The organism is Pseudoalteromonas denitrificans DSM 6059 (assembly GCF_900112265.1).
Taxonomy (GTDB): Bacteria; Pseudomonadota; Gammaproteobacteria; order Enterobacterales; family Alteromonadaceae; genus Pseudoalteromonas; species Pseudoalteromonas denitrificans.
On the sequence record NZ_FOLO01000037.1, the window covers coordinates 41,819 to 55,766 of the forward strand.

The following is a 13,948-nucleotide window of genomic DNA, read 5'->3' on the forward strand; positions in this document are numbered from 1 at the left end:
GTTGATAGCATCAGAATAATAGAAGCGTTATTTATGGCACAGTGCCAAAAGTCATGAAATAGTTTAATCCATATCAAAAAGCCTATTAATAAATATAATCATCTATTAATAGGCTTTATCAATGGTTAAGTTTTATTTCATTCGCACTTTTTTTCTGCGTAACATAAGTAAACTTATTAGTATTAATAAGTTGCTCATAGTACCAGACGAATTTTTACGTTTTACAGATGTTGGTTCATTAAGTTCTACCGTTACAGTTACTTTTGCGCTTACTGTTTCATTTTTTCCATCAGTCATTTTATAACTGATAGTATCTAAGCCTGCAAAACCTAATTTAGGTGTATAGGTTAAAGTCTGATCTGTATTGATAACGACATTTCCAAACTCAGCCAGTGCCTCAGTAATCGTTAAAAAATCACCATCAATATCAGTATCATTCTCTAATACAGCAATATTGATAGGCATGGTATCTTTCGTTGATGCCACATCATCATTTGCAACAGGTGCCATATTACTTACAACATTAACTTCAACAGTTGAATGTGCTGTTCCACCATTATTATCGCTAATGCTATATTGAATTGTTGCCAGTCCAAAAAAATCATTTAATGATTGATAAACTAGCTTGTTGTTTTCTACTGTAACAGTACCAAAATCAGCTGTAGCACTACTGATCTTGAGTTCATCATTATCAGTATCTGTATCGTTTACTAGTACATCTATAATAATGTTTTCATTCCAACTCATAGTGATGCTATCAGGATTTGCAGTAGGTAGGTTATTATTATCTAAAATAACAGCCACACCACCGGGGTCAACAATAGTACCATTTTTAATACCATCATCATCATTAGCACCACCATCTTCAATAACAAGTTGAACACACCAATGACCTTCAGTTAAACCTGTTGTCCAACCACTTTGACCTGGTGGAGGGCAGTATCCCGCTTCTCCCGCAGCAGAGCTAATTATATTATTTTCATCTTCGACAAAATTAACCCAAACACCATTTTTAAATTTACGGTAAATTGCACCTTGTGGAATTGGTAATACCTGAGGAAATACAATCGTATAGTTTTGACCTTGCTGAGGCAGACCTGTTGCAATAAAGTCAAATAATCCACCTATATTTTTTGATGTTTCATCCGATGGCAACTCACTTTCTAATAGCTGCACGCCACCAGTTTCATTTGAAGCAACAGTAGAACCTTTACGTAAACAAACACCTGGTTCACCTTCAACTAAGTATTGATCTGAGCTATGTAATTGCTCTTGCATTACATTACATTCACTAATGGCATCTAAATAATCAGGTATGCCATCATTATCTGAATCACTGTAACCTTCTTGGTTATCCGGTATAAGGTCGCCATCCGTATCTTCACTGCCTAACTGAGCTAACTGCTGTATCACTTCAATATAAACAGTTTCACGTGTTTCAAGTGGTATATTTGCATCATCCATTGCAGTGACTGTTATTTGATAAACAGCAGGTGCTAAACCTTGAGCATTAAAAATAAACTCACTGTCAATTGATGAAGTATTTACTATGCCTTCATGGCCACTTGTCCAAGTAATTGTATGATTATCATTTGGGTTAGCATCAGTGACACTTGCTTTAATATTAACGACTTCTTCATTATTAATGACTAATGAACGTACTTCATTCATTTGAGATACTTGTACTTCAATTACTGGAGCGACATTTTCTTCAACAATTGTCAGTATATGTGCAGCATTATTACCTAAGTTCTGATTGGTATTTAAGTTAATAACTAAAGTTTCATTACCTTCAGAAAGTCCATCTTCAAAAACATTAAACGCAATAACGCCCTCTAAACCTTGCTCAATTGTGATTTCACCACCAATTAAATCATGATCATTCAAGTCAGATGTTCCTGAAATACTATAGCTTATCGTTACGGGGTACTGAGGTGATTGACCGTTCAGATATACTGAAACCCTTTGATTAGTCCCCTCCGCTGTTTGCGCATCTTTTTCAATTGAGATAATTGGCTTAACAGTCACTTTTTGGCTTTTAACTGATGTATTATTTTCACTATCACTCGCTTGCCAATAAACAATATGTTCACCTGGTTCAAATACCGTATTATTATCAATTAATGATACAGCGATGGGATCACCATTCTTATTTGTTGCTGTTGCAACACCTAAGTCAACCTTAGTGAATAAACCTTGTGCATTGATTTCAATATCTTGTGGCACAATAATATTTGGTAATGCAGCATCATCGTTTTGTTCTATTGTGAGTGATACATTTGCGGTGCTCGTTTCTTGACTTACATCTTGAATAATATATTCAAAATTAATGTCACTTATATTGCCCTCTATCGCTTGATAAATCAGTTTATTATTTTCAACTAATACTGTACCAACACTTGCTGAGGCACCTATAATGCTTAACTCATCACCATCAATATCCGCATCATTACTCATGACATCAAGTTCATATCTCCCCTCATTATTCACAGCTAAAGTATAAACATCGTCTTGTGCAAGAGGCTTATCATTAATAGGTAAAACATGAATACTCACGGTTGAAATATTAGAGTCTAACTCGCCATCATTTACTTTAAATGTAAAGTTATCATCACCCGTAAAGTTAGCTTCAGGTGTATATGTCCAAATATTATTTAGTTGAGATACAGCACCAAAACTTGGCTGCGTCACTATAATAAAGGTCAGTTCATCTTGGTTAATATCTGATGCAATAAAATTGACGCTTTTACTCTCATCTTCATTTAGCTCAATGACACCTGTTTGTGTTATTGGCGCTTCATTTTTATTAATCACTTCAATGCTAAATGCAGCCAAAGAAGTGGATTTTTCGCCATCACTCACAGTAATAACAATATTATTTGTGCTTCCTAAATTATCAGAGTTAGGTGTGCCTGTTAACTCACCTGTAGCAACATTGAAACTTGCCCAGCTAGGTTTATTACTAATTGAAAAAGTTAAATTATCGCCATCCACATCTGATGCAGTGGGTATAAAGCGATAACTGGCATCTTGATTCACTTTTGTTATTGGAGAGCCGCTAATGACAGGCGCATCATTAATATTAACAACTTCAATACTAAACGCTGATAAAGATGTTGTTTCAATACTATCACTCACCGCAATCACTATATTGTTTGTTAAGCCTATATGGTTCTCATTTGGCGTGCCCGTTAATGCCCCTGTTAAAGTATTAAAGTTTGCCCAACTAGGTTTATTTGCAATAGAGAAAGTAAGTTTATCTTTATCTAAATCTGATGCCGCTGGTGTAAAGCGGTAACTCACATCTTGATTCACTTTAGTGATAGGTACACCCGTTATCACTGGTGCCTGATTTATTTTAATAACTTCAATATTAAACGCAGATAAAGAGGTCGTTTCAATACCATCACTCACCGAAATCACTATATTACTTGTAGTGCCAACATGTGTAATGTCAGGTGTGCCCGTTAATGACCCTGTTGAAGTATCAAAACTTGCCCAACTTGGTTTATTTGCAATGGAGAAAGTCAGTTTATCTTTATCTACATCTGATGCTGTGGGTGTAAAACTATAAGCAGTATCCTGATTTACTTTTGTTATTGCAGAGCCACTGATCACAGGTGCATCATTCACATTAACAACTTCAATATTAAACGCAGATAAAGAGATCGTTTCGATACCATCACTCACCGAAATCACTATATTAGTTGTGGCTCCAATATGTGTATTGTCAGGTGTGCCCGTTAATGACCCTGTTGAAGCATCAAAACTTGCCCAACTAGGTTTATTTGCAATGGAGAAAGTCAGTTTATCTTTATCTACATCTGATGCCGTAGGTGTAAAACTATAAGCACTATCTTGATTTACTTTTGTTATTGCAGAGCCATTAATTACAGGTGCATCATTCACGTTTACAATTGGACCAAAACTACTTGATGTCACTGTTTCTACAGAGCCTTTCCCATCTGTATAACTTGCAATAACAGTCATTAAGCTACCGATATCGTCACTGGTTAATATGTAGCTGTTAGCTGTAGATACAGAGATATTTCCACGTTTCCACGTATAACTAATAGTACCCAAGCCTTCTTTATCAACTAAAGTATTGCTGGCTGTTAGTGTTGATTTTTCTTTTGCTTCGCCCAAAATCAAAACTGCACCTGTTGGCAAATCATTCACGGCTATCACAGTTACATTCACTATAATGCTATCGGTACCACCATTTGCATCATTTACTTGAATAACAAAACTGTCTGTGCCGCTAAAATCTGATTTTGGAACATAACTAACATTACTACTTGTGCCTGAACCACTTACATTTGCAACACCATTTGAAGCAGCATTTGAAACAGACCAAGTTAAAGCATCACCATTACCATCACTTGCACTTAAAGAAAGAGAAAATGCAGTAGGTGAATTATCTTCTGACATATTAACTGTCACACTTGAGCCTTGTGTAATAACAGGTGCGACATTCGGTGGAATTATATTTTTAATCGTGGTATCTGAAACCGCATTCCCTGCATTTGAAGCTAAATCAGTTAAAGTCACACTTAATGTCAAGGTGCCATCATTTAAGCTTGATACATCTATATTAGAGATTTTATCCGTCGCAGTTGAAATAGTGCCCGTACCAGTGATAGTGCCCCCACCAGCAGAACTCGTAATAGTGTAATTGTAAGTTGTTCCAACTTCAGCTCCTGCAAAAGTAAATGCCAATGCTGATGCATTACTCGCGGTAATATTGCTCTGTATTGTTGCGCTATAACCTGTAGGTGCAGTTGAGTCTTCTGTTATCGTTGGTACATTAATATGCGCCGATTCATTTGCATTACTAAAATCTGCAATCACCACATAATTAAATACAGTATCATCAACTAAAGAAGCGCTCATAGACCAGTTACCGCCTGCAACATTATCTGTTGCAAGCGCCGCACCGCCATCTGAAATTCCATCGTTATTAGCATCAAGGTATAAACCTATGCTGATACCGTTAGTGCTATAGGTTCCACTAATTATTTGGTTTGCAGCATTAATTTGTAGCGCACTATTTGGAGTTGTTACTTTAGGTGCAACTTTATTCACTGTGATGCTTGCAGTACTATCGCTAGTATTACCTTGTGTTATTGCCGTTAAAAAGTTATCAGCGACAGATAAGTTATAATTAATAGCATCAACAGATGAAGTACCATTTTTATTTAAAATAGCCTTTATATTTGTAATATCAGCAGTACTTAAAGTTAAACTAAAACTTGTGGCATTTGTAATATTAACATCACTGGTATCCGTTAAAGTATAAGTCGCATTAGCTTGACCAGTAAAAGTTAATTTTGAAGCATCAATATCAAAGCCTCCACCATTTACTGAAAAATTCTCCCCTGTTACAACCAATACACCTGATTTTTCATCATAAGTAGATGAGGTTATATTTGGCACTGGCCAGCCATTTACAGTGACCGTATTCGTGGTATCAACAATATTAACAGCAGGATCAGCCCCCGTATTCCAGTCATCTGCTGCCGCTAAATTATAACTTGTGCTGTCATCTGACTGTGCGCCGTTGATATGCAATAACAAATCAACTTGCGTTTTATCTGATCCGGATAATGTTGCACTAAAGCTTGTAGCATTAGTAAGATCAACATCTGTTGCGGTTGTAAGCGTATATGTTCCCCCAGCTTCCCCAGTCAAAGTCAAAGTAGACAAGTCGATGTCATTTATTGCTCCTGACTTTTGTAGTAGATTAATGCCTGTAACTGAGAGTGCACCGGTATTGCTATTATATGTAGCAGAAGTGATTGAAGGGCTCACAATATTGCTCACATTCATTGCATTGGTGGCATCAACAACATTGACAGAAGCGCCAGCCCCTTTAGCCCAATCCTCTGCGGCGGCAATATTATAAGTTGTGCCACTGGTTGAGCTTGTACCATTTTTATTAATTAGTTTTTGTACAGCCGCTTTATCAGTGGCATCTAATGTTAATGAGAAACTAATATCAGAGGTACGCTCTACATCTGGTGTACCAACTAATGTGTATGTTGTGGCCCCTTCACCTGTAAATGTAAATTTTGATGCATCAATATCATTTGCACTGCCTGTTACATTTGAAATATTAGCACCAGTAATAACTAATACACCCGTTGTCGCATTATAAGCTGTTGAAGAAATAATAGGCGCAGCAACATTGCTTACAATTATGCCATTACCACTTGCATCTGATGTATCTCCTATCGTAACTCCTGACATAAAGTTATCGGCAAAAGAAATATTATAATTCGCTCCGCCCGTTAAGCTTGTTCCATTATTGTTAAGTAATGCGTTTATAGCTGCTTTATCTGTCGCACTAAGCGTAATGGTAAACTGGGATGAACTGTCTATATTAACGTCGGATGTATCAGTTAATGTATAAGTTACGCCATCTTCTCCAGTGAAAGTAATAGTAGATGCATCAACATCAAAACCACTACCATTAGCAGAAAAATCAATGCCTGTAACAACCAAAACACCTGTGTTAGCATCATATGTTGTTGACGAAACAGAAGGTTGCGGCCAGCCACTTACCATTAACGCATTTATTGTATCAGCTGTATTACCATCGGTATTTGCGGCATTAAAATCATCTGCAACACTTAAATTATATGTTGTATTATCGTTTGCTTTACTCCCATTTACATTTAGCAAGGCTTCAACATTTGCGACATCAGTGCCACCGATTGTTACTGTGAATGATGTAACACTTGTAATATCAACATTTGCACTTTGCCCAGTTAAAGTAAAAGTACTACCTGCTTGACCAGTAAAAGTAAACTTTCTTACATCAATATCGTTGTTCGCTCCCCCTAATGCAGCAAAGTTTACACCTGTGATGACTAAAGCTTTTGTATCTTCATTATATGTTGCCGAAGTTACAGCGGGAACAGGTACATTACTCACAATAACGCCATTGTTTGAACTATCGACAACATTAACAGCTGCATCAGCACCTAGAGCCCAATCTTCTGCGCCAGCCAAATTATAAGTAACACCTCCTGTAGTACTGGCTCCTGCTTTATTGATTAACTTTTGTACTTGCGCCTTATCAGTTGCATCTAATGTCAGCGAGAAGCTGGTGGGTGATGTGCGTTCAACATCACTTGTTCCTACTAAGGTATAAGTATTTGCGTCTTCACCTGTGAAGGTGAACTTTGATGCGTCAATATCATTTGTTGCACCACTTATATTTGGAATATTAGTTCCGGTTACAACAAAAATGCCCGCAGAGCCATCATATGTTGTTGATACGATAGTTGGAATTGCAACATTACTCACAGTAATGGCATTACTATTATCAGCTGTATTTCCTAAAGTAACAGCTGAGATAAAGTTATCACTGGCTGCAATATTATAGGTTGTACCACCTGTTGAAGTTGAGCCCTCTTTATTTACTATGGCGTTTACAGCAGCTTTATCTGTTGCACTTAGCGTAAAAGTAAACTGTGTTGCACTATCACGTTCTACATCAGCTGTATTAGTTAAGGTATAAGTTACACCACCTTCACCTGTAAAAGTAAAATGTGCAGCCGTTACATCATTAGCCGCACCATTGGCAGAAAAATCAATACCTGTGACAACCAAAATACCGGTATTAGTATCATAAGTTGTTGATGTAATGCTAGGTTGTGGCCATCCATTTACAGTTATAGCGTTGGTGATATCTGCTGTATCAGCGTCTGTATAAGCACTAATGAAATCATCAGCTGCATTAAGGTTATAAGTAGTACTATCGTCAGCAGTTGTACCATTTGAATTTAACAACGCTTCAACGCTTGAGACATCTGTCCCGCCGACAATTACAGTGAATGAGGTTGCACTGGTTATTTCAACATTTGCGCTTTGATTAGTGAGTGTAAAGCTTGAGTTTCCTTCACCAGTTAGAGTCAATTTTGTAACATCTACATCGTTACTTACCCCTGATTTAGTGATGAAATTAATACCCGTAACCACTAAGGACTTTGTATCTTCACTATATGTTGCGGAAGTAATTTGAGGTGCTGGAATATCAACATTAACGCTACCAAGCGCAATGTCTGCGCCACCGCCTGTGCCAACATTTCCGCCATCGTTAATTTTAACAGTAACTGTTGCAGCATTATTACCGTTAGCATCAGCGGCACTGGTATATTGAATATTACTTGTTGTATTAATATACGTATCAATATTGGTTATTGAGCCTGTTAAGGTCAAAGTGGACGTACCCGAACCACTTATTATTACACCACCACTATCAGATGCAGCTAAAATACCTGCACTTGCTGTAAATGTCATAACTAGGTTATTTGAAGCTGAATCAATATCAGCTAACGATAAGCCTGAAAAATCTAAATTACTTGAGACATTGCCAGCTACAGTAATATCTGTTGGAAAAGTCCCCGTTTGTGTTGGATCATCATTAACAGCAACAATATCAAACTGTAATGTATCGTCATCAGCTCCCCCTTTGCCATCATTAAGTTGCATTCGGATTGCACCAGCACTCGTACCAGCTAAGTTTGCTGTAGGCGTGAAAGTTAAAGTATCTAAAGCTGTATTAATACTGGCTATTGAACCACTAAAGGACATGCTTGTATCATCAGTGCCATCTCCAGCACCAAAAGATAACCCTGTTGTAATAGAGCCTGTACCACCGGTAAATGTTAAAGTGATTGTTTGGCTATCACCATTGCTATCACTGATATTAATATTATCGGCTACTGCAACATTAGTATCATCTTCATTGACCGTAGGTGCTGACGGTAGTGTATTAACCGGTGCATTATTAGGGTTAGTCCAAGTACCACCGTTACCTTCACATATCGCTTGCGTTGCATAACTGGGCATACTACAAGATAAGAAAAACTTCTGACCTATATCACCACTTAGTGTTGCTTTATTAATTGATTTAGTAAGCAAGGTGCTATCAGATATTATTTTTAATAGTTCATCACTATATTTATCATTTATGGATATATTGCTATTTTTCTTTGCTGAATGCTTATTCGAAAAAGCAGAAAATACACTGCGTTTGATTGTTGCAGGGTTATTATCACTTGAAATGATGGTTTGAGTTGGTTTTTTTGAAGACGATATGTCAAAAGTTGATAAGTTTTTATTTTTAGCCACAACAACAGCTTTATTCGCTTTTCTTATTGAACTAAAGTGTCGATTTGATGCATTTCCTTGCGGCGCTGCAATAGCTATAAAAGGGACTAAGGCTTTAAATACATTTGTTACTGTATTTTTATTCGCTGTTACTTTTTTATTGTCATGACTCATAAATTATTACTCTAAAACTCATTTAAACTTCAAAAAATTATTATTGAAAACTTATTTATACACTTTTAATCATTACTCATTTTGAATAGGTTGTAACTCACTATGGCTGAAGTGGTTTCTCATTCTTGGGTGGTTTGGGTCTATTAATTCTGGAAAATGACTATCCGTTATAACCGCAATATCATAAACCTGATCAACATTGCCAGTGAATTTAATAAAACCTATTATTTGCTTTTCATTGTCAGTTTCGTCAAGGTTTATTAACCAAACGCCTGAAAAAGTTTCATCATAAAGCTCTTTCAAAGGAGCTGGTTTAGTGACATCACTGGCCCTCACTTTAGATAAACCAACCATCATGATAGGACCAAAAAAGTCGATACCCCGAGTAAACCCCTGAAGCTGTGTAATTGTTTCTGTTTGTTTTGTTATAGGGTCATAACAACACACTAACCCATGGCCTGAATTACAAAAATACACTTTATTATTATACCAACGAGGCGAATGAGGCATTGCCAGCCCATCAAGTAAAATAGTATTTGTTTCAACATCCATTAAAGTACCATCAAACTTATTACCCTTGCGCCACATGGCAGGAGAGTCATATTTTGAAAAAGTAGTTACATATGCCGGCTTGCCATTTTTTAAAGCCATTCCATTTAAATGACATCGGTCTTCAGGCTTTAGTTCAGAAATAAAATAAGGTTGCCATCGTGGTACAAAACTATAATCAGGGTCTAATGTACAAAGACAAGAAAAGCTAGAATTTACAGCCCACAAGCCTTCTTCTCCCCATTGAATATCATGAATATTTATCATGCCTGTATAATGCGTAGCGCGTGTAATAAAACATGCGTCGGTTCGATAATCAACTGGGATCATTTTATTTGCTTGTTCTTGCTTAAATTCAAGCATATTGATATCAAGTTGCGCTTTTTGAGTTTCTGATAAATTAATACCCGCAAGTACTTGTTCTATTTTTATTTCTTCTTCTGAAATATCGCTTTTTGTGAGCTGTTTTTTTCCATGCTGTTTTATTCGTGGCGCTGTGATGTCATCTTCAATAGGTGTTAATGGCTGCTTTATTTGCACTAACATGTCATCTTCACGTTGAAAGTTAATTACTTGAGTGTAAGTCCCTAAGGTAATCCCTCCCTCATACGCAGTTAAACCCATAGGTCGAAGAAAGCTTTTATAATTGACATCAAGTTCATTTCCATCCGAGCGCACTAGCATCAAACGACCCGCTTGATAAGATGTAAAAGCAATTGAAATGTTCAGTTGTTTGAATAGACTCGGTATGTTACTGGTATATTCACAGTTAAAGTCCATTTCAGTAACGTCTTCGCCCGCAAGTTGCTTTATATTCATTAATGAGCCCCGAGTGTATTGGATATTTGTTTAAGTGTTAAATCTGCATTTTCAGACAGCATTAATGCAATATAGCCACTGGTGATTGCAGCAGCGCGAGAAGTCGCTCCAAACAAGGTATTAGGTTTTAATTTGATGACATTAACTGCCCATCCGGGTGCATATAAATCAACACTTCCACCATAATTGCTTAATGGTAACTTTTGATTGTTTTTATTTATCGCACCAACAATTATGGCTTTCTTTAGTGATGACTCTAAGCGATTAGGTTCAATTTTTTGACCACTATTACCCGCCGAAAAAACAACTGGAATTCCCTTAGCATCACGTCCATTTATTGCCAAATAATTTACGATATCTTTTATAGGCTCTAACAATATTCTAGAATTCCAACTGGCATTAATTATGTCGGCTCCTGCCGCTTGCGCCATATAAAAGCTGAGTAAGGTTGTTGATGTCCAAGTATCAAGTTGACGAATTGAAATAAGTTGTGCTCTTGGTGCTATACCCATATTTTTCTGTAAAGTTGAAAAAATAGTACTCGCAACCTGAGTACCATGATGACCAAACTGTAAGTTTTCGTCTTTATTGTTCGCATTAAAATCATAATTAAATATCTGTTCCACTCTTTGTAGTTCAGGTATTGAGGTATCAATGCCATCATCAATAATGGCAACCTTTACATTTTCACCTTGGTTATTTTCCTTCATTTTTTTTATATCGTTTAAGGTGATGAAATGGGTTAAGTTTTCTGGTTTAAACTTACTCACATTCTCTTTTATTAATGACTTAGGAGAAGTTAAATTTAGCTGTAATAAATCTGGTTGAACCAAGCTTATTTGAGGATGGACCTGTAATAAAGTAAGCGCCGAAAGTGCACTATCAGTTGTTTCAAATTCTAATAAATAATAAGCTTGTGTACTTAGTTTAAATAAGGTAATTTGACGACTTAATTGTGGCGCTAAGTGCGTTATTTCCTCTGAAGTTAAGAAATGTTTACTCTTAATAATTAAACGATTTGAAATGCGTATGTTTAGGTTTTTAGCGTCTACTTGATAAGTAGAATGAGCAATTTTATTGAGCTTTATTTGTTCATTTAAATTTAAAAAAGTGAATGATTCAGCAAAACAATTAGTTGAAGCAATAAAACAAATAAAAAATATAGCTCCCACTAACTTAGTAGACATAACATACCCCGAAGAAATTACGTATTATTGCTGCGAAATTATCAAAAGGGACATGTTAAACTTTTTTACTACTTTGTAAAGAAATGTACCTTATTCACATATTTATTCTTAGTCTAAGTACAAGTCAATATTGATAGAGGTTTAAAATAAGCTTTGCTCTAAATTTAACAGTTTTAATTTAAGATTTGTCCCGCCACCGTAACCAACGAGTTCATCATTACTTCCTAGAATACGATGACATGGAATAATAAGAGCGATGCAATTGGCGCCATTAGCAGAAGCAACCATTTTTTCTGTTATATTAAGGTTTGCTTCTCTATTTATACTATTTGATAAATCTTGATAAGTCGTTGTTTGTCCATATTGTAGTTGCATTAATAAACGCCAAACATTTTTTTCTAGTTCAGATCCTTGCATTAATATAGGTAAATCAAACTGTTTACGTTCCCCCATTATATATTCATTTATTTGATTACGTGTTTCTTTTAATAGTGGCGTATCTTGCTCAATAAAATCAGCTTTTAAATGAACTTTAAGTTTTTGATCTAATATATGGCGCATTTTTCGATATCTAAAATCAAGTAAACATAACTGGTTATTAAAAGATCCTAAAATAAACTCGGCATACTGAGTCTTATAAAATTGGATATTAATTTGAGGCATGGGTATTTCTACTTAGTATTTATTAAAAAAACATTCGCTATAAATTTTCCGATACTTTCTTTTCTCTTTGATCGACTAATTGCTGAATATTTTTAGCATCCGTCATCAATTTTAAAGCTTTATTTGGTGAAATTGTCATAGGACTAGGTAACTCTGTTTTTTTCTCTTCAACTTGCTTTTCAGTCACTTGAGCTTTAACTGGCTTTATAGCTGGTAGAACTGTGATATCTTTAGGGTCTAACCATACTTGCTCGCTTTTAGTTGCAGCAGAAGCTTTATCAGAGAAATGCCATACGCCCTTATCATCTTGCCAACGGTATATTTCAACTTTCTCTTGGCTATCAGTGTTGAACGTCGTTTTAATATTTTTAATAAAATTTTGTTTTACTTTATCAACTTCATTACCTACTGAAACTAAGTCAGGTTTTACTGTATCTATCGTTAACCAAGTTTGGCCATCAGGGCGCTTTAAAACAAAAAGTGCAACGATGCTCAAAACTAATACTAAAACCAATAAATAAACACATTTTTTCATTTTAAATTCCCACTATTGAAATAAGTAATATAACCTTAACACTGAGTTTCTCGTTGTTTAAACTGGAAATAATTAACAGCATAAACAATTAACAAAGATAGAAATGCAAGCACTAAAACAACCAGTGAAGAAACACTGTTTTTAAATGAAAAAAGCAATAATGTTACAGGATAAAGTGCCATCAAATATAATGGGTAATTCACCACTTTTTTAAGCTTTATATAAATAGGAATGCACAGTAAAAAAACAAAGGTAATACTCCACATGTTGGTGGCAAAATAACTTAACCCTTGCGTACTAACAAAACTTAAATTGAGCGTACTGATAATCTGGTTAGCAAATACAGATGTTAAGGTTGTTAAAATATAAAATACAACTTGAATTGAAAAAATGTTGATTAACAAAACTTTTAATGAGCTTTGAATATCCCAAAACTGAGTATCTTCTTCAATTTCTTCAATGGGTGCAATATGACTATATTTTTGCACTATTTAATCCTTTAACTTTCGTTTTATTATTATAAAAATAAAGATTAATTATGTTTTTCAACTAGGGGCTGTTGATCTTTGTTTGAATTTTGTGCGTAAGTGACAATCTCGTATAATTCACTTCGCCAAAACCAAACTAAACGAGATTGTCATGCCCCGATTAATGCTCACTGATGAGCTGTGGTCGAAACTAAAAGCTATATTGCTTGAAGATAGAGTTTATAACAAGCTTGAACATCGACAAACACTAGAAGGAATACTTTATCGCTTACGTGTTGGCTGTCCGTGGCGTGATTTACCTGAATGTTTTGGGTTGTGGAATACCATTTATCGTCGTTTTCTTCTTTGGTCAAGAAAAGGCATATTAATGAGACTGTTCAAAACTTTAGCAAAAAATAGTGATACAGAATGGG

The 13,948-nt window shown here is 35.7% G+C and carries 7 protein-coding genes; 1 reads left to right on the forward strand and 6 read right to left on the reverse strand.

Annotation, left to right across the window (positions count from 1 at the left end):
* Positions 1 to 132: 132 nt before the first annotated feature.
* The 6 genes from BM088_RS18380 to BM088_RS18405 all read right to left on the reverse strand — a co-directional run bounded on the left by BM088_RS18380 (position 133) and on the right by BM088_RS18405 (position 13,535).
* A complete protein-coding gene (locus tag BM088_RS18380) occupies positions 133 to 9,294 on the reverse strand; it encodes an Ig-like domain-containing protein (protein ID WP_091988038.1) in 9,162 nt (3,053 codons plus the stop codon).
* A gap of 72 nt (positions 9,295 to 9,366) precedes the next feature.
* Entirely contained in the window at positions 9,367 to 10,662 is a 1,296-nt protein-coding gene (locus tag BM088_RS18385) for a TIGR03032 family protein (protein WP_091988041.1), read from the reverse strand.
* A complete protein-coding gene (locus tag BM088_RS18390) occupies positions 10,662 to 11,849 on the reverse strand; it encodes a S8 family peptidase (protein ID WP_091988046.1) in 1,188 nt (395 codons plus the stop codon). Before BM088_RS18390 ends, BM088_RS18385 begins: the two co-directional genes overlap by 1 nt.
* 141 nt (positions 11,850 to 11,990) lie before the next feature.
* Complete coding sequence (locus tag BM088_RS18395) at positions 11,991 to 12,512, reverse strand: methylated-DNA--[protein]-cysteine S-methyltransferase (RefSeq protein ID WP_091988049.1); 522 nt, start codon at positions 12,510 to 12,512, stop codon at positions 11,991 to 11,993.
* 37 nt (positions 12,513 to 12,549) lie between these two features.
* Positions 12,550 to 13,047 (reverse strand): DUF4124 domain-containing protein, encoded by a 498-nt coding sequence (locus tag BM088_RS18400; protein WP_091988052.1) that lies wholly within the window; start codon positions 13,045 to 13,047, stop codon positions 12,550 to 12,552.
* A 35-nt stretch (positions 13,048 to 13,082) separates the two neighbouring features.
* On the reverse strand, positions 13,083 to 13,535 hold the full coding sequence (locus tag BM088_RS18405) for a hypothetical protein (protein ID WP_091988055.1): 453 nt from the start codon (positions 13,533 to 13,535) through the stop codon (positions 13,083 to 13,085).
* A gap of 151 nt (positions 13,536 to 13,686) precedes the next feature.
* Here BM088_RS18405 and BM088_RS18410 point away from each other — a divergent pair.
* Positions 13,687 to 13,948, forward strand: a 262-nt coding sequence (locus BM088_RS18410) for a transposase (protein ID WP_177208070.1), incomplete at its 3' end; no start/stop codon positions are given.